The organism is Candidatus Acididesulfobacter guangdongensis (assembly GCA_004195045.1).
In the GTDB taxonomy this organism is placed as follows: Bacteria; SZUA-79; SZUA-79; order Acidulodesulfobacterales; family Acidulodesulfobacteraceae; genus Acididesulfobacter; species Acididesulfobacter guangdongensis.
Map to the genome: position 1 here is coordinate 265434 of SGBC01000004.1, position 21578 is coordinate 287011.

Sequence of the window (21578 nt, forward strand, 5' to 3'; positions counted from 1 at the left end):
GAATAAAATAAATTTAAAAAAGGTTAAAAGCAAAAACAATGCATTTCAATGTTTTAATAATAGGTTCGGGCATTGCAGGCTTAAGTCTGGCAAACAGATACCCTGAAAATATTTCAGTAGGTATTTTTACAAAAAAAGAAGAGGCTGAATCAAACACAAATTACGCGCAGGGCGGTCTTGCGGCGGTTATGAATATTAAAGATTCCGTTGAACTTCATGTAAAAGACACATTGGCTGCAGGAGACGGTTTGTGCGACGAAGAAGTAGTAAAAATGGTTGTCGAAGAAGGACCGTCGGTTGTGGACGACCTGCTTAGCTGGGGCGTTAATTTTGCAAGATACAAAGAAAACGAAGAAACTTTTGATCTTGGAAGGGAAGGCGGACACTCGCAGAGGAGGGTTCTGCACGCCGGAGATATTACAGGCAGAGAAATAGAAAGAGCGTTAGTTGAAAAATCAAGAAGTAAAAGCAATATTTCAATTTTCGAAAATCATATTGCAATAGATTTTATTACCTCGCACAAATTAAAAAAAGAAAGAAATATGCCAGATAAAGTTTTAGGAGCTTATTTTTTAGATAAAAACAGCGACAGAGTAGTTCCGGTAAGCGCAGATTTTGTCGTTATAGCAACCGGAGGAGCGGGCAAGGTTTTTCTTTATACTTCAAATCCTGATATTTCCACCGGAGACGGGATTGCAGCGGCGTACAGAATAGGAGCTAAGGTTGCAAATATGGAATTTTATCAATTCCATCCTACAATTTTATATCATCCTGAAGCTAAATCTTTTTTAATATCCGAAGCGCTCAGAGGAGAAGGCGGCACTTTGAGGCTTAAAGACGGAACGCCTTTTATGGATTTGGTGCATCCCTTAAAAAGCCTTGCTCCGAGGGATATAGTAGCAAGAACAATTGATTTTGAAATGAAAAGGACCGGAGACGAATGTGTATATCTTGATATGACTCACAAATCAAAGGAATTCTTAGAAAAACGTTTTCCTGATATATTTAAAACAACACTCAGTTTCGGCATTGATATGTCAAAACAGTGGATACCCGTTGTTCCGGCTGCCCATTATCTCTGTGGAGGAATATTGACAGATAAAGACGGCTTAACGTCGATAGACAATCTGTACGCTATCGGAGAGGTCGCATGTACAGGACTTCACGGCGCAAATAGACTTGCGAGCAATTCATTGCTTGAAGGCTGTGTTTTCGCCAAAAAAGCCTACGAATCTACAATGAAAAAAATGGATAGTCTTATAAAAATAAAATCAGTTCAATTTCACTATGATGATAAATCGTATAAATCGAACGATAAATCATCGCAGGATTTAAAATATAACGACGAAAATAATAATGACATCGTTCCCGAATGGAAAGATTTCGGTCTTGAAGGCGGAGACGAGCTTATAGTTATAACACATAACTGGGACGAACTGCGGCGAATGATGTGGAATTACGTCGGTATAGTGAGGTCAAATAAGAGGCTTGAAAGGGCTAAGAGACGCATTGATAACCTTATTGACGAAATTAAAGAATATTACTGGAATTTTAAAATATCTTCAGATTTAATAGAATTAAGAAATATTGCCGAGGTTGCAAATTTGATTATTACATCGGCTATGCTCAGAAAAGAATCTAGAGGAACGCACTATACTATAGATTATCCCGCAAAAGACGATAAAAATTTTAAACATCCAACAGTACTGTAAGTTTGTCTTTAACTGTAAAAAAAGCCTACAATTTCTATAATCTGACACAGATAAAAAGATAAAAAATTGTCGATGAAAAATAAATAAATCGATAAAATAAATCAGATATGGTTTATAAAAAATAAATAAAATAAATAAATCAGATATATATAATTAGATATGGTTTGTATATATTAAAATACTCCCGACCGCGGCAAACGCAGTCGGGAGTATGAGATAAAATAAATCAGATATGGTTTCTGTGATTTCTTATGACTGGCAAGGCGTCATATAAAATCCTTCTATGTTGTCATTTGCGGATATAACCATGTAATAAGCGTAGCTGTCTTCTACCGAGCCGTTTGTATAGACATAATCTATATTGCCTATTTGTTCGGTATATTCATTAACAGGTACGGTCGTGGTAGGCAGAACATAATTTGGATTGGTCGTCGCTGAATTGTTGCATATTAGACCTGCGGAAAGACCTGTTGCCGTGCCGGGACCTGTAACTGCGCCGTTTGAATAAACAAGCCACCATGAATTGCCCGGGGTTGATGTTGAAGGAACGCTCGGAGCAGTTGTCACAATATTGTAAGATGTGCCTGAACCTGCCGGAGAGCCAGTTATAGGCGTTGTATAGTTAGGCAGTAATAAAAACGGATTTGCGTAAGGATTAGTTCCCGCTGTATTAGCGGCAGGCAGTGTAGGTTCAAATGTCACTTTTCCTTTTGTTGTAGCGCTAAACCCTGTAATAGCTACATAAGTTGATAAATCATTATTTACCAAATTTTTAGACATCTGGCTTGTTACACCCTCGCCAAGCGAGCCTATTACGCCCTGCGAAGCCGCCTTATTTGCCGAACCGGTTAAATTAACGAATTTCGGCAGTACCACAGCCGCCAAAATACCTATCAGCAAAATAACCATAACAAGTTCGATAAGCGTAAAAGCTTCGCTGTTTTTAAGTCTTTTAAAATCTTTCGTTAAAGAATCAAACATTTTCATCATTAACACTCCCTTTTTTAAATAAAATTAAATAAAAAAATTTCCAATAAATAAAATTAATAAAAAATATGTTAAATTTACAAAACATAGTCTAATATTTAGATAAAATGTTATTTTATACTGACTTATTATATTATTAGTTTAATATATAATCAAATATTTTTTTTATGTTTATGTTTAACAATTTTATTATTTATTGCAGTATTATCAATTTGTCAGCGCAAATCGGGCGAAAAAATTTTTAATAAAATTTATTATTCCCAGCTCACTTTATTTCTTCCGGTATTTTTAGCGTTATATAAGGCGCCGTCCACTCTGAATATAATACTTGCGTTGGTATCGCCTTTCACTGCTTCCGTAATTCCGAAACTGCAGGTTAAGGAAGTTTCTATATTAAAATCATGTTCTTCTATTTTTAGCCTTAATCTTTCTGCAAGCTCTTTTGCCGTAGAAAGAGGCGTTTCCGGCGAGATTATCATAAATTCTTCCCCGCCGTATCTGAAGAAATAGTCCGTATTTCTTAAACTGCGTTTAATAAGTTTTGTTATTTCTTTTAAAATATAATCGCCTATTTCATGACCGAAGCCGTCGTTGACGTCTTTAAATCTGTCTATGTCGAACATAATAAGAGAAAGCGCTCTTCCGTACCTGTCAGCCGCGTTAAGAAGTTCTTCAAGTTTTTTATCAAAAGCCCGTCTGTTGCCTATTTTTGTAAGTTCGTCTATTTCCGACAATTCTTTATAGGCTTCTTTTTCTTCGGATATCAGTCTTTTCTCCAAGACTTCGTCCGTTATATCGTGTATAACTCCAAATCCCGCAATTTCGCCGTTATACACGATAGACATTTCAAAAAAATTAGCATATATAATGCTTCCGTCTTTTTTCTTGCATCTTACGATATATTTTGAAATAAATCTTTCTTTGTTTTTTATTTTACCGAAACTTTTTTTGATTTTATTAAATTTTTTATCGTTTTCGTCAAAGAATTCCCAGACGTATTTATTATAAAACTCTTCTTTGTCATAGCCGAATAATTTTTCGGCGGCGGGATTTGCGAATAATAGTTTTTCATTATAAATGCCGACAGGAATGGGCATATTTTCAATAAGCGTTTTAAACAGTTCTTTATCGCTTTCAATCTGATTTCTCATATTAACCATTTCGGTTATATCGACGAAGCTTGCTATTCTTACTATTTCGTTTTTATATATAACGGACGAACCGTAAATATAAAGCCATATTTCTTCTCCTGATTTTTTTATAGCTTTAAATGTCACGTAATGATTATAGTTAATATCGCTAAGACCTCTGCGAATACCGTTTTTTGCTTCTTCTTTAAACTCGTCTGTATAAAGGTCCCATACATACATGCTCTTCAGTTCGTTTTCGCCGTACCCCAGTATTTTTTCTCCCGCAGGATTTATATAAATAACCTTTTCTTTATATAAAACAAGACCCATAGTCATATTTTCCGTAAGAGTTCTGAATAACTCTTCAGATTCTTTTATTTTCTTTGCCAATTCTATCTTTTCGGTTATATCATGGATAATTGAAAAAAGAAAAGTTTTGCCGTTTACGCTAATCGGAGATATATGCACTTCAACGGTTCTTAATTCGCCGTTTTTTAATTTATGTATGAATGTGAAATAGCTTCTTTCTTTATTATATGCCTGTCCGGTATATTTTATCAGTTCGTCCTTCGGAACGGTGTTGAAATCATAATTATGCATCGTTTTAAATTCTTCTTTGGAATATCCGTAAAATTCTACCGCAGCGTCGTTAACGTCGATTATTTGACCGCTTTTATCGACTAAAATCATAATAGCGGAATGATTTTCAAACAGAGATTTATAGAAAATAAAAGAATTATCATTATCAGTTTTGGTTTCGGCAGCGTTCATATTTTTACCGTCTTCAATAAATAAATAAATAACATAATAAAAGCATTGAATAATTAATAAAGTAAATAATTAATTAAAGAGAATTGAATACTCTAAAAAACATAGTAAAATAATTAAATAATTAATCAAAGAAAACCAAATGCTTAAAAATCTTGTTGAACTTTTAATGTTAATATAATTTAAATAATTTTCTAAAATAATTTACGGTTAATTTGATTATTTTATAGGCATAAATAAGCCGCATTTGCGGTTTATACGGCGCTTACTTTGTTTCTTCCTAATAATTTTGATTTATACAATGCTTCGTCGGCTCTTTTTACCGTGTCTTCGGGGGTTTCTCTTTCTAACGCCTGAGTAAGTCCTATGCTTACGGTTAAATTTATATTGTGGATAAATTTATGGGATTCAATAGCTCTCCTTATTTTTTCCGACATTCTTTCGGCATTTATTTTTGAAGTATGCGGAGCTATTACCAAGAATTCGTCTCCTCCCCATCTTATTAGATAATCTGAAGCCCTTATATTATTTTTTATAAGAGCGGACGATTCTTTTAATACTATGTCTCCAGCGCTGTGCCCGTAAGTATCGTTTATATTTTTTAAATAATCTATGTCTATTATAGTTAAAGAAACGGGATAGTCGTATCTGAATGCGGCGGTGTATTCACGATTTATTATTTCGTCGTATTTATTTCTGTTAAACGCTTTTGTCAGATTATCAGTGGTGGCTAATTTTTCCAAAATTATTCTTTCGTTCATAGCTTTTTCGTTGTATGCCGCTACAGCCAGCGTGACGTCTATTGTCATAATCTTTTGAATGGAATCTATCACGTCTAGCAGGGTATCGTCGTCTATTTGCAGTTCCGGCATTTCCTTTTTTATAATCTCCATAAATAACGATAAAAGATAGGCGTAGGATTTTATATAAATATCTAAAGATATTCCGTTATTAAAATGCGCAAAGCCAATCTGAAGCCTGCTAAAAAAATAGTCCTCGTCGTAATTGAGAGAAAAAAATTCTTTGATGTATTGCGAAAGCGATTGCTTCAGTTTAGATAATAAAGGCGGTTCTTTAAGTATAATTTTTTTAATAACTTCAAATTTAAGGAGGTGATTATAAAATTTATCGGCTATCGGATAAGAATTTTTAATCATTAAATCTTTGACTGTTGAAATATTTTCAATGTCTTTTCCGTCAATATCGGAAAATTCCAAACTGAATTCTATATTATTTTTAGAAATAAGAAAATAAATTTCGTCAAACGAGTTTTTATTTAAATTTTCTTTTTCCAGTACGTTTTTTAAATTACGCATTATTCCGTTCATAATTATTATTACCTCCTAAGCATAGCGGGAAACATAAAATCAGCGCGTTTTTTTGTCTGCCGATGTTTTAAGGCAGACAAATTAGATTTGCGCAATAATTTATACGTTTGATCTTTAATTTATACGGCGCTTCATACTTATATAATATCTCAAGTATTGATAGTGAAAATAAATTTACATGGAAAGATTTATAAATTATTGCGTCTGCGCCGGTATTTGAATAAGACTGTTTTATTAAACTGCTGCAGGGAATTAATTTATTAAAATTAAAAAATTTTGAGAAAACAGCGTCTATTGAAAATATTAACGGCATAAATAATGCGAACGCTTCCGTCAGCCGATTCCTATAAATATCCGCAGCCGCTATCCTGAGTACTTTTATCCCCCGTATGCGGGGGGGGGGGGGGGGGGGGTGATATTAATATTATATTTTACCATGGCAGTTTTTGTATTCTTTTTATTATTTAATTTTATTAAATTTAATAATATCGTACATATTCTTATTTAATATTATACATTATTATTTTTTTAAAAAAATTATGCAAGCAAAATTTTATTTTAATGTTTTAATGCAATATATTGTTAATACTTCAGTATATAGTATATAATAGCTTAAAAGAATAAAATTAACGTATTGAACCCTTGTAATGATTTTTAATAGTCATGATATCGTCAAATCCTTTTGTGAACGCGTCAAACACAGCAGGGTCAAAATATTTTCCCACGCCCATTTCGTTTTTCATGATATTTATACTTTCTTCCACGGAATACGCCGGTTTATAAATTCTTTTATTTGTCAGGGCGTCGAATACATCGCTTATAATGCAAATCCTGCCGGAAATCGGAATATCTTCTCCCTTAAGTCTGTTCGGATATCCGTATCCGTCATATCTTTCGTGGTGGGACAAAGCTATCTCCGCTCCGAATTTCATAATTTTAGAATCCGAACCGCTAAGTATCTCATATCCTTTTATTGTATGCGTTTTCATTATTTCAAATTCGTCGTCGGTTAATTTTGCAGGCTTTAGCAATACATAATCCGGGATAGATATTTTACCTATATCGTGCATAGGCGAAGCTTCTAAAATATCCATCTGAAAATCGTAGTCAAATCCTAAATGTCTCGCAATTGTCATACAGTAATAAGACATTCTTTCGATATGAGATCCCGTATCTTCGTCGCGGAATTCCGCTATGCGCGACAGCCTTTTAATAAAATCGTCGCTCAGTTTTTCTTTTTCGCTCATTTCTTTACTGTAGTAAGCTCTTATAACTAAAGTAATATCCAGATTTATAATTTTTTGTATGGAGTTGACGATATTCAGAATTTCTTTATGCGAAAAGCCGCGTTTCGGGAGTTCGTCTTTTATAAAATAAATAACTAAAGATAAGAAATAAGAATAGCTTCCCATAAAAACATTGAACGGTATATTAACGTTTAAATGGGTAAGCCCCGTGTTAAATCTGAGAGCAAGATAATTATCATCGTAATTTAAGGAAAAAAGCTCTTTAAAATACGACGTATGCACTTTTCTTAAGTGTTCCGCGAGTCCTGGCTTTTCAAGCATAATATCTTTCGTTTCTTTAAATTCAAGCAGATGGTCGTAAAATTTATCCATAAGGAAATCCATATTTTCAATAATCAATGAATTTATTTTTGAAAGATTTTCTAAATCGTCTTCGGTAAGTTCTAAAAATCTGTGTTCAAAATCTATGGATTTTGTGGAGAATATATCTATAATTTTTTTCTCAATATTCGGTTTTAAGTTTGCGTTTTCAATTGTTTTTAGAAGCTGCATATCTATCTCCTATATTTTAAGTAAATTATTTTGGTTAAATTTTTATCAGCAATACGATTTTCATGCTTATATTTATTACGTATTTTATCTATTTTTTTAATAATTTAATGCTATTTATCTTATTAATCTATATTATTATAAATATTTTATTATAATAAATAAAATAAATAAATAGTTATAGCCGATATGTCAGCAATGCAGCCGGATTAAATTCTCCTATAGCTGTTATAAGTCCTGTATTGACTAAACTATTCCGGTTCATTTTTAATGTAATACTATTTTGCATTATATATTATATATTATACTACATATATTGCTAAATAAACTAATTATACAGTCTTCATTAATCATAAAATATGATATAATTGCAATTACTATACTAATTACAATTTAAATTAAATTTTTATAATAATAGGTATTTAATTATGTTTAAAGATAGGGCGGAAGCCGGAAAATTGCTGGCAAAGCAATTATTGCAATATAAAAATGATAAACCCGTTGTTATCGGACTTGCCAGAGGAGGCATTCCCGTAGCTTTTGAAATTGCACATGCGCTGTGCGCTTATTTAGACGTTGCTTTAGTTAAAAAAATAGGAGCTCCGGCGCAAGAAGAACTTGCAATAGGCGCTATAGTTGACGGAAAAAATCCTCAAATATTTCTTAATAATGAAATTATCGGACATCTTAATATCACAAAAGATTATATCGACGAAATTATTAAAATTAAGCTTTCGGAAATTAGAAAACGTGAAAAGATTTATAGAAGCGGGAGAGACAGAATAGATATTGCCGGTAAAATTGCAATTGTTGTTGATGACGGTATTGCGACGGGCGCATCTATTAAAGCGGTAATAAAATCTTTAAAATCAGAAAATCCAAAGAAAATTATTGTTGCCGTTCCGGTTGCTCCTATTGAAACAATAGCTGAACTAAAAAGAGAAGTTGATGAAGTTATTGTTTTATCGGTTCCTGAAAATTTTTATGCAGTCGGAGCATTTTATAATGATTTTAGCCAAACATCGGATGAAGAAGTGATTAGCTTTTTAGATAAAGTAAATTAAATTTATTTTTTCTTTATACAGTTAGATATTTAATTCCGGCATCTGTTATTTTATTCCCAGCTCACTTTATTTCTTCCGGTATTTTTAGCGTTATATAAGGCGCCGTCAACTCTGAATATAATACTTGCGTTGGTATCGCCTTTCACTGCTTCCGTAATTCCGAAACTGCAGGTTAAGGAAGTTTCTATATTAAAATCATGTTCTTCTATTTTTAGCCTTAATCTTTCTGCAAGCTCTTTTGCCGTAGAAAGAGGCGTTTCCGGCGAGATTATCATAAATTCTTCCCCGCCGTATCTGAAGAAATAGTCCGTATTTCTTAAACTGCGTTTAATAAGTTTTGTTATTTCTTTTAAAATATAATCGCCTATTTCATGACCGAAGCCGTCGTTGACGTCTTTAAATCTGTCTATGTCGAACATAATAAGAGAAAGCGCTCTTCCGTACCTGTCAGCCGCGTTAAGAAGTTCTTCAAGTTTTTTATCAAAAGCCCGTCTGTTGCCTATTTTTGTAAGTTCGTCTATTTCCGACAATTCTTTATAGGCTTCTTTTTCTTCGGATATCAGTCTTTTCTCCAAGACTTCGTCCGTTATATCGTGTATAACTCCAAATCCCGCAATTTCGCCGTTATACACGATAGACATTTCAAAAAAATTAGCATATATAATGCTCCCGTCTTTTTTCTTGCATCTTACGATATATTTTGAAATAAATCTTTCTTTGTTTTTTATTTTACCGAAACTTTTTTTGATTTTATTAAATTTTTTATCGTTTTCGTCAAAGAATTCCCAGACGTATTTATTATAAAACTCTTCTTTGTCATAGCCGAATAATTTTTCGGCGGCGGGATTCACGAACAGCAGTTTGTCTTTATATATACCGACAGGCAGGGGCATATTTTCAATAAGCGTTTTAAACAGTTCTTTATCGCTTTCAATCTGATTTCTCATATTAACCATTTCGGTTATATCGCAAAATGTTGCAAGTCTGGTATTCTGTTCTTTTAATTTTATAGTGGCAGTCTGCCACAGCAGCCATATGGAACTTCCGTCTTTTTTCAATCCTTCCAATATATATCTGCTTGTAGCACCGGCTGTTCTAATGTCTTCGTCAAATCCGGCGTGTATTTCGTTCTGGTCTTTTTTGTTTATCAGATTAAACGGATTTAGTCCGAGGAGTTCCCCTTTGCTGTAGCCGAATGTTTCATGCGCCCTCGGATTTGCAAATATGATTTCTTTTCTATTGTATAATATTAACCCGGATGTGAGATTTATGGAAAGCGATTTAAAAAGTGTTTCAGATTCTCTGAGTTTTTCTTCAGCCCGCTTTTTTTCTGTTATATCATGGATTATTGAAATAATATAATTTTTGCCGCCGACATTTATCGTAGAAGCGTTCACTTCTACATTTTTAAGTTCGCCGTTTTTTAATTTATGAATAAATTCAAAATAGTTTCTTTCTCTATTATGCGCCTGTCTGGTATATTTTATCAGCTCATCCTTTGGAGCGGTGTTAAAATCATAATTATACATCGTTTTAAATTCTTCTTTGGAATATCCGTAAAATTTTACCGCGGCATCGTTTACATCGATAATTTTTCCATCTTCTTTGATTAAAATCATCACTGCGGAGCTATCCTGAAAAATAGATTCAAAAATGTTTTTGTTATTTTCTATATTCATAAATATTTAGTTTTAAAATTAGTCAATAATATTGATTAAAGAGTTATAAATCATAATAAATATAATAAATAATAATTATGAAATGAAAAATTTCTGTTAATAAAGCAAATCACCGCGGCCGGCTTACAATAAGTATAATACGACTATAAGCAAAAATCCTGTTAGCAGGCGCATAGTAACCTATCGATATTTATAATTATACATGGCTATTAATATAATTATATATTATAGGGGATGAAATTATTAAAGATAAAATTATTAAATATAAAGCTTCGGGGGGGGGGGGTATTCATCATTTTATTTTTATTCATTATTTCCCTGATATCTAACGTATTGCAAACTATATTGTAAAAATATTTTATAAAAGCACGCCGCATAATCTGTAAAACAAATTACTTATAATGTATTAATTATATATAATTATACATAAAATAATATTACATATTCTATTTATGATATTTATTCGTGATGTTGCAATTTTAATAATATCAATAAATTAACAGTTTAAATTAACCTTTTTCATTTCAGGTGTCAAGATATTACATTATTTTTTAAAAAAAATCAACTATTTTTTTAATTATTTTTTATTGACATATAGAATACAATTTTATAAAATCAAAAATTGTAAATAATATAAATAAATAAGTTTAATTCTAAATAGAAATTATATATATAACATCATAATTTAAAATACCTTGTTTATTTATCAAAAACCAAGCAAGAAAACTCCGGCTTCTTAAGCGGGAGTAGTTCACTTAATTTAAGGAGAGCTGATTATGCAGGCAGCGGACGGCGGAGAGTTTATAAATTTAATAGATTCGGCGGATTGCAGTTTAGAACCAAATAATTTAGAAGCAAATTCCGTGCGTAATAATATTTTAACCGTCGATGCGTATGACGGCAGTTCAGATATCCATAGTGACGATAATAATAAGATAGGCTATAAAAATAATGGCGCAAACAACAAAAATGACAGTGCAATTAGCGGTTCTAACCGTATCCAGTCGCTAAACAGTCCTGCATTTATCAAAGATAATATAATTAACGGCGTTGATGATATCGCAATTTCCGATATATTAAATTCCATGGAAGAAGCAGTGGTGATTACCAATAAAGAAAATAAAGTAATATTCTGCAACAGTTATTTTATGATTAATTTTAATATCAATTTAAATAGCTGTCTTAATAAAAATATCAAAGAAATTCAATATTTTAAATATTTGTTTTCCGATAACTTAACAGTTCCGACCGAAATTAAAGACCTTGCTTCAGGATATAAGGTAACCAATATATATGAAATAGACAATCAGGATCATTATTTTGAAAACGACCGGATTCCTATATATGACAGCAGCGGAGAAACAAAAGGCATTGTCTATCTTTTCAGAGATATAACAAAAGAAATAAGATTTGAACAAAAATTGAACATACTTGCAAAAACAGACAGTTTATCAGGTTTATATAATTCAAGATATTTTTACGACGAACTTGAAAAAGAAATGACAAGGTGCGCAAGATATGGTTACGACCTGGCTTTAATGTTTATTGATATAGATAATTTCAAAATTTTTAACGATACATACGGTCATAAAGTTGGAGATGAGATAATAAGATTTACGGCTTATGCTTTAAATAATTCTGTCAGAAAAAAGATTGATACAGTATGCAGGTACGGGGGCGATGAGTTTGTCGCAATTTTGCCTAATACTAATGCGATGCGTTCTACAATAGTTGCAAACAGGATAATGAACTTTTTTAATAGCGGATTAAATGAAAAATTGCAGACTTACAGCGTTAATCCCGATATTTGCGCAGATAACAATATCGTTGCGGAAAATGTTGGCGCAGATAAAAAAATTAATTTATCTGTAGGTATAAGCGAATATAAAAAAACGGGAAAAAGAGCGAGGAGCTCATAAATGAAGCGGACAGCGCAATGTATAGAGCTAAAAAACAGAGCAGCTGCAAGGTCTGTATCTTTAATAATAAATAATAAATAAATTAAAATAATTTAGCATATATAGTAGGGTCTTCAATGCCGGCTTCTATAAATCCGTTCTTGCGCAATATGCACGAATCGCAAACACCGCAGGCAAGACCGCCAATCGGGTCATAGCAGCTGTGGGTCATTTCCAAAGGTACGTTTATGTCGTGAGCCTTTTTTATTATATCTTTTTTGCCCATATTTATAAGCGGTGTATGAATTTTAAATTTTAATTGCCCGGTAACTGAAGCCTTTGTTGCAATATTTGCCATTTTTTCAAAACTTTGTATGTATTCGGGTCTGCAATCAGGATAACCGCTATAGTCGATCCAGTTTACACCGATGAAAATATCTCCGGCATTGTTGACTTCGCCGACAGCTATAGCATATGAAAGAAATATTGTATTTCTTGCAGGAACATAAGTTATCGGTATATTGTTTTTTTGTGCTTTTGGTGTATTGTCTTTCTGCGCAGCAAGTTCAGAGCTTTCTGAATTATCGGTTGTATAAAGAGGGTCTGACGCCGCAGCAATTTTAATTTGATTTTTTGGAACGCTGATATCAAAATCCACTAAGGCTGAGCCTTTAATACTGCTGAAATCCAAGTTTATTATAATGTGGTTTTTAATATTAAAATATTCTGCTATTTTCTTGGCATGGTCTATTTCAGTTTTGTGCCGCTGATTATAAAAAAAAGAAACAGGGATAACTTCATAGCCTTCGTCCAATGCAATTTTTAAAACTGTTGATGAATCCAGACCGCCGCTAAATAAGATAACGGCTTTTTTTGAATTATTCATAGATTATATAGTCGGCGCATTAAAATTGAATTTTTTTATTTATTTTTGTTTATTGACTTAGCACAATTATATCATATTTTTAATGAGAAACAGACACCTATTTTTTTATTTATATTTATAATCAAATATAAACTTTGCGTGCTGCATACTCGTTCAGCAGTGTCTGCCGGTAATTTTGTCACAAACTCCCAATCATCCTCATCGCTATCCCAGTTAACATATTCTAATTTATCAATCTTACCGGTTTTATCTGTAATAAATTCTAATCCTCTATTGCTATATTTATGGGCAATAAAAATGTCTATGGAGATTACAAAATAAAAAAATAAAGTGTAATAATATTAATGGGCTATAATTATAAATAATAAAGTGATGAAGTTAGGTTAAAAATATTTTTCTATTTCCAATGTATTAAAACAATAATTTTTATTAATTAATAAAAAAAACTCTTTACTAATTATCTTTATATGCTATAATCATTTATAGTAATATTTTATAAAATATCCCCTTGTTAGAAAACGCTGCGCAAATTTAAATTTTATCATTATCCCCCTTTTGATTAAATTTAATTGCAGCGTTTTTTTTATTTGATTAATTTTCCGCAAAATTATATAATGAAAACATCAAGCATTATAATAATATAAAATCTAGCGTAGGCCAATTAAAAATAATTAAAAACCATTATGATAAAAAAATACCCATTATTTATTAACGGCAAGTGGATTGACAAAGACGACTTCTATGAAGACGTTAACCCTTTTAGCGGCGAAATAGAAGCATACTTGAGCAAACCTGACAAGAATGATATAAAATTTGCTATTGATTCCGTAGAAAAGGGTTTTGAGCAGATAAAAAATCTTCACGCATTTGAAAGAGCGGATATCCTTGAAAGAACCGCACTTAATTTAGAAAAAAATTCAAAAGAAATTGCGCATTTTATAACGGTAGAAGTTGGAAAAGCGCATAAATATTCATTAGTAGAAGTCAACAGGGTTGCAAATGTTTTTAAGTTTGCGGCAGAAGAGGCAAAGCGGCTTCACGGCGAAACCGTTCCTATGGATGCCATCAAAGGATATGAAAACAAAATAGCTTTTTATATGCGTGTTCCAGTCGGAGTTATAGCGGCTATCACGCCTTTTAATTTTCCGATAAATCTTCCGGCACACAAGATAGCTCCTGCTATTGCAGCCGGCAACGCTATAGTGTTTAAACCTTCCGTGAATGGTTCTGTTGTTGCGTATTATTTAGTTCAGGCACTGCTGGAATCAGGTTTGCCGGAAAAAGCGATATGCCTTCTATACGGCGATAGAGATACAGGCGAGGCAATTACTTCAAACGACAAAATAAGAATGATAAGCTTTACCGGAAGTCCTAAAGCAGGCAGAGAAATTATGGCAAAAGGCGGATTGAAAAAATATACTATGGAACTCGGAAGCAATTCTGCTTTAATTATAGACAAAGATGCAGATATAGCCGAAGCTGCTAAAAAATCCGTTATCGGTTCTTTTTATAATTCCGGTCAGGTATGCATATCGCTGCAAAGAATATATGTTCATAAAGATGTAGAGCAATCTTTTATAAAACATTTTGTCGAAGAAACAAAAAAACTTAAAGTAGGCGATCCGTCAGATAAAGATACCGATATAGGACCGATAATCAGCGATGAATCAAAAGAGCGGGTTGATTCTTGGATAAAAGAAGCGGTTGCCGACGGAGCAAAAATAGAAACAGGCGGCAGTTTTACAGGCAGCGTTTTAGAACCCACTATCTTTTCTAATGTTCACCAAAAGATGAAAATATCGTGCCTTGAAGTTTTTGCGCCTATTGTAAGCATCGTCTCTTTTGAGGACATAAAAGAAGCCGTTGATTATGTCAATGACTCAATATATGGTCTTCAGGCAGGCGTTTATACAAATAATATGCAAAATGCGATGTACTGCATAAAACATATCGATGCCGGAGGCGTGCTGATTAACGATATTCCCACTACGAGAGCCGACCATCAGCCATATGGCGGCGTCAAAGAATCCGGTTTTGGAAGAGAGGGTGTAAAATACGCCGCGGAAGAGATGACGGAATTAAAATTTATAAGTTTTTCATAGAGTTTAACTTCTCTTACAGTCTGTTGGTTTGGCAGCTGTCTATCAGGCGTAGTCATGTCCTCATGTCACAAACCTTTACGTGTTTGACGGCCTGTTAGTTTATCGGCTATTTAGCATAGCTCATGTTTTAAACAAGCTCTTATGTTTGTTAGTTTGTTAGCCGCTGCCGGTAGTTTATTGTTCACGATATTTGGTAATGTTTTTACATTCTTGCAAGAATATCCGCCGCATATAAAGCATAGTATGTTATGATTATATCTGCTCCGGCACGTTTTATAGATGTCAGCATTTCAATAGCCGCTCTTTCTTCGTCTAAATATCCTGCCCGTGCGGCAGCTTTTATCATTGAATATTCTCCGGACACATTATAAGCTGCCAACGGTCTTTTGAAAGTCTGTTTTATTCTGTATATTATATCAAGATAGCTTAATGCCGGTTTTACCATTATAATATCGGCGCCTTCATCAATATCCAATTCTGTTTCGAGAACTGCTTCGTCTGAATTTGCGGGATTCATCTGATATGCTTTTCTGTTGCCGAATTTTGGCGTACAATCCGCTGCATCTCTGAAAGGTTCGTAAAAACTTGAAGCATACTTTGAAGAATAAGACATTATAGGAATATTTATAAGCTGTTCGTCATCTAAAGCCTCTCTGATTTTTTTAACCCTGCCGTCCATCATATCGGAAGGAGCTATTATATCGGCACCGGCTTTTGCGTATGATACGCTGATTTTAGCAAGATATTCGAGTGTTTCATCGTTTTTAACATAACCTTGGGCGTCAACTATACCGCAATGACCATGGGATGTATAATCGCATAGACAGACATCCGTTATAACGATTAAATCAGGATAAATTTCTTTTACGGCTCTTAAAGTTTGCTGAACTATACCGTTATCGGAATAGCTTTCCGAACCTATTTCATCTTTATGTTCAGGAACGCCGAAAATAAGTATGCCGCCAATTTTTAAATTTTTTACGTTTTTAAGTTCTTTCAGAAGTTCGTCTATCGTATATCTAAATTGTCCGGGCATCGTATTTATCGGTTCTTTTTTGCCTGCGCCGTGCATAACAAAATAAGGCATGATAAATTTTGACGGATCAAGCGAATTTTCGCTTACTAATTTTAATAAATTTTGTGAGGTTCTTAATCTTCTCGGTCTTATATAAGGAAAACCAGAATTCATATTTGTAATCCCCTGTTTGATATTACAAAACACTTTTTAATTATATTTATTGTATTATATAATGTTTTTTTATTACTTTCAATGTTGCAAATTATATTTTTATTTTTAAAATGTATGGTTATAAAAAATTTGTTTTTGCTAACTCATTTGACCTCATGTAAAAAGATTATATAAAAGCGAAATTCTTCTTTCGGCAAGGTTGATATACTCCTGGTTTATATCATAGCCTATAAATTTTCTTTCCGCTTTTAATGCTGCTGCCGCTGTTGTCCCGCTTCCCATAAACGGGTCGAGAATAATATCGTCTTTAAATGAGTATAATTGAATCAAACGAAAAGGCAGTTCTTCCGGAAATGGTGCAGGGTGTCCTATTCTTCTTGCGCTTTCGGCTTTCATTGTCCAAATTGATTTTGTCCATTCCATAAATTGTTCTTTGACAATTGTATTTTGCTTTCCTTTTCCGATTCTGTTATAATCCCCTTTTGAAAAAACTAAAATATATTCGTGAATATCCCGAAGAATAGGGTTTGTTGAACTTAACCAGCTTCCCCAAGCTGTTGATGGACTTGCACTCGCCGCCTTATTCCAAATTATTTCTCCACGCATATTAAAACCGATGTCAATCATCATTGTTGAAATGTAATCGGAAAGTGGAATATAAGGTTTGCGACCGAGATTTGCAATATTAATACAAGCACGACCGCCATTCACTAAAACTCTATAAGTTTCTCTAAATGAATTTTCAAGCAAGTGTAAATATTCTTGCAGTGAAAGGTCATTATCATATTCTTTTGAAACATTATAAGGGGGCGAAGTTATCATTAAATGCACGGAATTGTCCGGCAATTCTTTCATATTTTCGGCAGAACCGAGAATGAATTTATTTAATAGTTCATCGGGTAGCTTTTTCTCAGTCTTGTCTATTACTTCTTTAATTTCAATAGCTGAATATAATTTTGAATTATAAAACATTGAACTATCATGATTAATTCTTCCTTTAGTTCCGAAAGCACTTGTTTCTGTTCCTTTTGATTTTTTCATTTTATGTTCCGAATTAAAGTTAAGAATTTGTCCGCTTTTGCAGTGTCGGTTATTTCCATATTTGCAATTGAAATAATTTTCCCAAGATCGATTTTAGAAATCATTGATGAAAAATAGTTTATATCGCTTTCTATAAGTTTTTTGGATGATTGAAAAATCATATCTGTTGCTTCAATTGTTTGAAAACCTTTTTCAGGGGTAATTTTAATAAAATCGCTTCTCGTCGGTTTAGGATTAAGCGACCAAAAACCTTGAATGACCCCTGAAGTTTTTAAGAAGTCTACTTTTTTGATATAACTTTCCGTGATCGGACTATTACCTAAAATAACAATAGGAATTTTCGTTGAAGCAAGCCCCGACACTCTGATGTTAATCGATTTCCCGATTGCTTTTAACATGGAGTCCGAACGAAGCAAAGCAGGGTTGCCTTTGTGCTGTTTATAATCTCCTATAAATTCTATTTTGTCTGGCGCAGTAAACTTGTAATTAGAAACTATGCTCATTTTAATTTCAAAGATTAATTTTATATTATCCGGTTGTTGAATAACATCATTAGTCGTGCAAAATGCAAGGTCTGCGCTTGATTTTCTGGTAAGACTGAGTTCCTCGCAAATTACGCCGTTGACTGCAAAAAGCCCTAATTCTTTAGCGATTGGTTCAAAAAGCGTTTTGCACCATTTTTCGGTAAATTGTCCAATGAGTGAATTTCTGCTCTGCAAAGTCTGTCCTTCTGCGTCATAACCCTTTGGAATATAAGCATAATAACCGCTTTGTAAGTTATAAAAAAGCTTTTCCGGCGAGGCAAAATTTTTAAGAGCTTCTATAAAGAATTTAATTTCGGTTTCGTTGTTCCAAAGCGCCATTACGTACAACCTTATATTATTTTATTAATAAATTTTACGATATTATAACATTATTTTCATTTATATTTTTAAAAAAACTATAAAGCAGATTCAAAGGCTTTTTTGAAAAAAATTTCGGCGTCTTTTGATCTGCCGGATTTTTTAAGACATTCTGCGTAGTTAAAATAATAGTCGGGATTATAGCTATTAAGCGCAATGGCTTTTTTGAATAATTTAAGAGCGTTAGAATAATTGGCTTTAATCACGCCGGTAATATTATCATCAGTATATATATTTCCATTTCCTATGTCATTATATAGTTCAGAGAGTACCGGTATATATTCGTTTGTTATAAACATAGCAGAGCTAAAGCAAATTTCATCTTTAGTATAATAATTTTTGGTTCTTGATTCCCACATATTTAAAATATCAAAGAATTTTGAATTAATATTATTATATGCTGCGTTGCTTTCTTCTATCTTTATTTTATCAAAATCCCCATTGATTTTATAATGGATTTTATCAAACTCTTCGAAAGTTTCGGATGTTGAGCCGGCACTATAATTTTCAAAGGCAGTACTGTACATTTCTTCAGCATAAGAATTTTTAAAATCGTTATATATTTTTTTACTGAAATTCATCATATTGTAAAAGAAAGTAAGTTTTTCATATTCTTTAAATTCATATAAATATTTGCATAAATCGAAAAAAAGCGGCGTATAATTGTAGTTATATGTATAAGTATAAGTTGAATAATCTGGTTCATGCGGTTCATTGCAGTATTTATATTCTATTTTATCATTATTATTAATTTCTTTTCTATCTATTATTATTTTTATATTTGTAGTATCGTCACCATTAATTTCATTTCCATTTGTTGTTATAGTTATTAGATCATTATTATCAATTTCCTTTTCATCTGTTTCTATATTTTTTATATCATTATTATTAATTTCTTTTTCATTTACTGTTGTATTTATTATATCTTTTAGCGAGTTGATAGTATTAAATATCTCCAGATATATAAGAATTTGTTTCGTTATTGCAGATTTATCATAAGCGCTAAGATATTCATTGCCGATTATAATGACATTATAATATTCAGTCATTATTTTTTTTAAGAAAGTATTGCAGGCATTATTAATATTTATTCTGCTTGATATTGGAGCGCTTAATTTAAATTTTTTAACGAACTCTTTAATATTACAGGTTTTTTCGAAATTATCTATATGCGCTTTTATTGCCGTAAAGTTTCCGTTTATATAGTATGATTTTAATAAATTTAATCTCAAATCTATATTTGAGTCATTATTTGTATTATTGCCGCAGTCATTGAGCCCATTATAGTTATCGTAATTATTAAAACTATTACTTTTGGATAAAAATTGTTCGGCATTTTTCTGAAATGCCTGAATGCCTTCATAAAATCTTGCTAATTTATTTAATTCATAATAATAATTCATTCGTTTTCTCCGGTAATATTATATAATTTTATTGTAGGTTGTTAATTCCTTTATAAAATTGTTTAAACCTGCAAATGCGATGAGTTTTTCTTTTTCAGATAAATTTTTTAATGAATATATTCTTAGATCTTCATCGGTTTTATAATCAGTGAATTTTAGCTTTAATGCGCTTTCATTATTTATTGCCATTGTTAATCTGCAGGAAGAGTTGGATTCTACCGTTGTCTTAATTTCATTCAGTAAAATCTTTTCGGATGTAGAAAGTTCGCCGATAGTACTAAGCAAATTTTTCATTTCATTTTCGTTTGTAATATTTTGCTTAAAGTCGGCGTTATTTGATTCTATATTTTTTTCGAAATTATACTCTTTGTAATGAGATAAATTTTTGTCTATAAAAACATCGCATGAGTCAATTTGCTTATGATTATCTTCGCTAAGCGCCACATAGTTTGCAATATTGTCTGCACCGCCGTCTTGCAGCTGGTTTATGTGATGAATCTGTACTGGAGTCTGTTTTTTATTTATGTTTATATCTAAACTCGTATTCATATGTTGATTGCCGGAAATATTTACCTGAGAATAAATTGATTTTGCATATTCATAGTCTCTTTTTTTAATATATTCTCTTACTTTGTCCCAGTTAAAATGGGATTCTAATTCCATTATTTTTTTATTGTCAATGGAAATTTTTATATTTTTGAACCCGTCAAGATAATTCTTGTAATAGTTAAGCGCTCCGAGCAGCGGTTTGCTTGATTCAGGAATAGTTTTAGAAATGATATTTTCAATGTTGTCTGATTTATTTTTCCATATATATACGCTTGGTTTTTCGAGCAATTCATACGTTACCGTATTGATAATTGTATGGCTATGGATGTCCGGCAATTGCAAATTATCTATGTTAAGGTTTTTGACATCGTTAAAGTGCTCTTTTTTAAATAAACTATTATTTTCATTTATTGCCGTTTTTGTTATGTTTCTTTCGCTGTCCGTTTTTGAAACTATCGTTATAGTTCCGGGCGCAGTTTTTTTAATATTTATATTAAGACCGTTTTCTTTTAATTCAAAATAATTTTTCAGAGTAAAGTCGGATAATTTAAATTCGTTATTCAGACTGTAGTTCCCTGTATTTTTTTTAATATTAATTTCTTTGAATTTATCCTGTGAAATTAAGATATTTTTTACCGCTATATCCCTGCCGTATTTCGTCATCTCATGAAATTTTACTCCCTGAATTTCTACTATGGGATTTTCGGAAACTGAAGTTGAATATGTCATGTTTTTTATACTGCCTAAGGTTTTTTCGTCTATTATGCCATAAGTTTTTATTAGAAAATCATTATTATTTTTTATTATAAAACCAGAATTGCATAAATTTTTAATTTCGCTTTCCGCTTCCATTATTTTAGAACTTCTTAACTTTTCATCATTAAAGGATTTAATAGCATTTATTTTATCTGTTAAATTTTCAAATCTGGTTATTTTTTCTGATAATTCGCCGATATCTTTTTCAGATATATTTAAATTTTTTTTTATCTTATTGTTTTTATTATCATGCAAATTTTTAATATTTAAATTATTTTTTAAATTGTCTGCTTTTTCTAATACTTTAACGTTCAGTTCCATTTTGCAATCCTTTTAAGTTGACGTTATAAGTTTATGTTATACGTAACTGCGTATAAATGTATCTGCT

Annotated in this window: 16 protein-coding genes; 4 read left to right on the forward strand and 12 right to left on the reverse strand. The window is 32.1% G+C overall.

The window, feature by feature from the left end:
- Positions 1-38 precede the first annotated feature (38 nt).
- The gene (nadB, locus tag EVJ46_09790; protein ID RZD15801.1) at positions 39-1712 is read left to right on the forward strand and encodes an L-aspartate oxidase; all 1674 of its coding nucleotides are present in this window, start codon (positions 39-41) and stop codon (positions 1710-1712) included.
- Positions 1713-1961: 249 nt separating this feature from the next.
- Here the strand turns inward: nadB and EVJ46_09795 are convergent, their stop codons facing one another.
- The 5 genes from EVJ46_09795 to EVJ46_09815 form a co-directional block, all read right to left on the reverse strand.
- Positions 1962-2693, reverse strand: a complete 732-nt coding sequence (locus EVJ46_09795) for a type II secretion system protein (protein ID RZD15827.1) — start codon at positions 2691-2693, stop codon at positions 1962-1964.
- 260 nt (positions 2694-2953) lie between these two features.
- Entirely contained in the window at positions 2954-4600 is a 1647-nt protein-coding gene (locus EVJ46_09800) for a sensor domain-containing diguanylate cyclase (protein RZD15802.1), read from the reverse strand.
- A gap of 251 nt (positions 4601-4851) precedes the next feature.
- A complete protein-coding gene (locus tag EVJ46_09805; protein RZD15803.1) occupies positions 4852-5925 on the reverse strand; it encodes a diguanylate cyclase in 1074 nt (357 codons plus the stop codon).
- Positions 5926-5992: 67 nt separating this feature from the next.
- Positions 5993-6238, reverse strand: coding sequence for a hypothetical protein (locus EVJ46_09810; protein RZD15804.1), 246 nt, complete (start codon positions 6236-6238; stop codon positions 5993-5995).
- A gap of 313 nt (positions 6239-6551) precedes the next feature.
- Entirely contained in the window at positions 6552-7724 is a 1173-nt protein-coding gene (locus tag EVJ46_09815) for an HD domain-containing protein (protein RZD15805.1), read from the reverse strand.
- 422 nt (positions 7725-8146) lie between these two features.
- Here EVJ46_09815 and EVJ46_09820 point away from each other — a divergent pair, with 422 nt between their 5' ends.
- The gene (locus EVJ46_09820) at positions 8147-8785 is read left to right on the forward strand and encodes a phosphoribosyltransferase (protein RZD15806.1); all 639 of its coding nucleotides are present in this window, start codon (positions 8147-8149) and stop codon (positions 8783-8785) included.
- Positions 8786-8835: 50 nt separating this feature from the next.
- Here the strand turns inward: EVJ46_09820 and EVJ46_09825 are convergent, their stop codons facing one another.
- Positions 8836-10464, reverse strand: a complete 1629-nt coding sequence (locus tag EVJ46_09825) for a sensor domain-containing diguanylate cyclase (GenBank protein ID RZD15807.1) — start codon at positions 10462-10464, stop codon at positions 8836-8838.
- A 776-nt stretch (positions 10465-11240) separates the two neighbouring features.
- Between EVJ46_09825 and EVJ46_09830 the strand changes: the two genes are divergently transcribed.
- On the forward strand, positions 11241-12383 hold the full coding sequence (locus EVJ46_09830) for a sensor domain-containing diguanylate cyclase (protein ID RZD15808.1): 1143 nt from the start codon (positions 11241-11243) through the stop codon (positions 12381-12383).
- 82 nt (positions 12384-12465) lie between these two features.
- Here the strand turns inward: EVJ46_09830 and EVJ46_09835 are convergent, their stop codons facing one another.
- Positions 12466-13248 (reverse strand): 7-cyano-7-deazaguanine synthase, encoded by a 783-nt coding sequence (locus EVJ46_09835; GenBank protein RZD15809.1) that lies wholly within the window; start codon positions 13246-13248, stop codon positions 12466-12468.
- 686 nt (positions 13249-13934) lie between these two features.
- Between EVJ46_09835 and EVJ46_09840 the strand changes: the two genes are divergently transcribed.
- A complete protein-coding gene (locus tag EVJ46_09840) occupies positions 13935-15350 on the forward strand; it encodes an aldehyde dehydrogenase family protein (GenBank protein RZD15828.1) in 1416 nt (471 codons plus the stop codon).
- A gap of 202 nt (positions 15351-15552) precedes the next feature.
- Here the strand turns inward: EVJ46_09840 and hemB are convergent, their stop codons facing one another.
- The 5 genes from hemB to EVJ46_09865 all read right to left on the reverse strand — a co-directional run bounded on the left by hemB (position 15553) and on the right by EVJ46_09865 (position 21511).
- Positions 15553-16539 carry a porphobilinogen synthase gene (gene hemB / locus EVJ46_09845; GenBank protein RZD15810.1) on the reverse strand — a complete coding sequence of 329 codons (987 nt, stop codon included), beginning with the start codon at positions 16537-16539 and terminating at the stop codon, positions 15553-15555.
- Between the two features lie 153 nt (positions 16540-16692).
- Positions 16693-17580: a site-specific DNA-methyltransferase gene (locus EVJ46_09850; protein RZD15811.1), complete on the reverse strand. Its 888-nt coding sequence runs from the start codon at positions 17578-17580 to the stop codon at positions 16693-16695.
- Entirely contained in the window at positions 17577-18443 is an 867-nt protein-coding gene (locus EVJ46_09855) for a hypothetical protein (GenBank protein RZD15812.1), read from the reverse strand. Before EVJ46_09855 ends, EVJ46_09850 begins: the two co-directional genes overlap by 4 nt.
- A 77-nt stretch (positions 18444-18520) precedes the next feature.
- Positions 18521-19885, reverse strand: coding sequence for a tetratricopeptide repeat protein (locus tag EVJ46_09860; GenBank protein RZD15813.1), 1365 nt, complete (start codon positions 19883-19885; stop codon positions 18521-18523).
- Between the two features lie 18 nt (positions 19886-19903).
- A complete protein-coding gene (locus tag EVJ46_09865) occupies positions 19904-21511 on the reverse strand; it encodes a hypothetical protein (protein RZD15814.1) in 1608 nt (535 codons plus the stop codon).
- Between the last annotated feature and the right edge of the window lie 67 nt (positions 21512-21578).

Excerpts from the sequence above, each read along its gene's own strand:
- EVJ46_09850 (RZD15811.1), bottom strand. The coding sequence starts at position 17,580 with ATGAAAAAATCAAAAGGAACAGAAACAAGTGCTTTCGGAACTAAAGGA.
- EVJ46_09825 (RZD15807.1), bottom strand. The coding sequence starts at position 10,464 with ATGAATATAGAAAATAACAAAAACATTTTTGAATCTATTTTTCAGGAT.
- EVJ46_09855 (RZD15812.1), bottom strand. The coding sequence starts at position 18,443 with ATGGCGCTTTGGAACAACGAAACCGAAATTAAATTCTTTATAGAAGCT.
- EVJ46_09835 (RZD15809.1), bottom strand. The coding sequence starts at position 13,248 with ATGAATAATTCAAAAAAAGCCGTTATCTTATTTAGCGGCGGTCTGGAT.
- EVJ46_09815 (RZD15805.1), bottom strand. The coding sequence starts at position 7,724 with ATGCAGCTTCTAAAAACAATTGAAAACGCAAACTTAAAACCGAATATT.
- EVJ46_09865 (RZD15814.1), bottom strand. The coding sequence starts at position 21,511 with ATGGAACTGAACGTTAAAGTATTAGAAAAAGCAGACAATTTAAAAAAT.
- hemB (RZD15810.1), bottom strand. The coding sequence starts at position 16,539 with ATGAATTCTGGTTTTCCTTATATAAGACCGAGAAGATTAAGAACCTCA.
- EVJ46_09810 (RZD15804.1), bottom strand. The coding sequence starts at position 6,238 with ATGCCGTTAATATTTTCAATAGACGCTGTTTTCTCAAAATTTTTTAAT.
- EVJ46_09805 (RZD15803.1), bottom strand. The coding sequence starts at position 5,925 with ATGAACGGAATAATGCGTAATTTAAAAAACGTACTGGAAAAAGAAAAT.
- EVJ46_09795 (RZD15827.1), bottom strand. The coding sequence starts at position 2,693 with ATGTTTGATTCTTTAACGAAAGATTTTAAAAGACTTAAAAACAGCGAA.
- EVJ46_09800 (RZD15802.1), bottom strand. The coding sequence starts at position 4,600 with ATGAACGCTGCCGAAACCAAAACTGATAATGATAATTCTTTTATTTTC.
- EVJ46_09830 (RZD15808.1), top strand. The coding sequence starts at position 11,241 with ATGCAGGCAGCGGACGGCGGAGAGTTTATAAATTTAATAGATTCGGCG.
- EVJ46_09860 (RZD15813.1), bottom strand. The coding sequence starts at position 19,885 with ATGAATTATTATTATGAATTAAATAAATTAGCAAGATTTTATGAAGGC.
- nadB (RZD15801.1), top strand. The coding sequence starts at position 39 with ATGCATTTCAATGTTTTAATAATAGGTTCGGGCATTGCAGGCTTAAGT.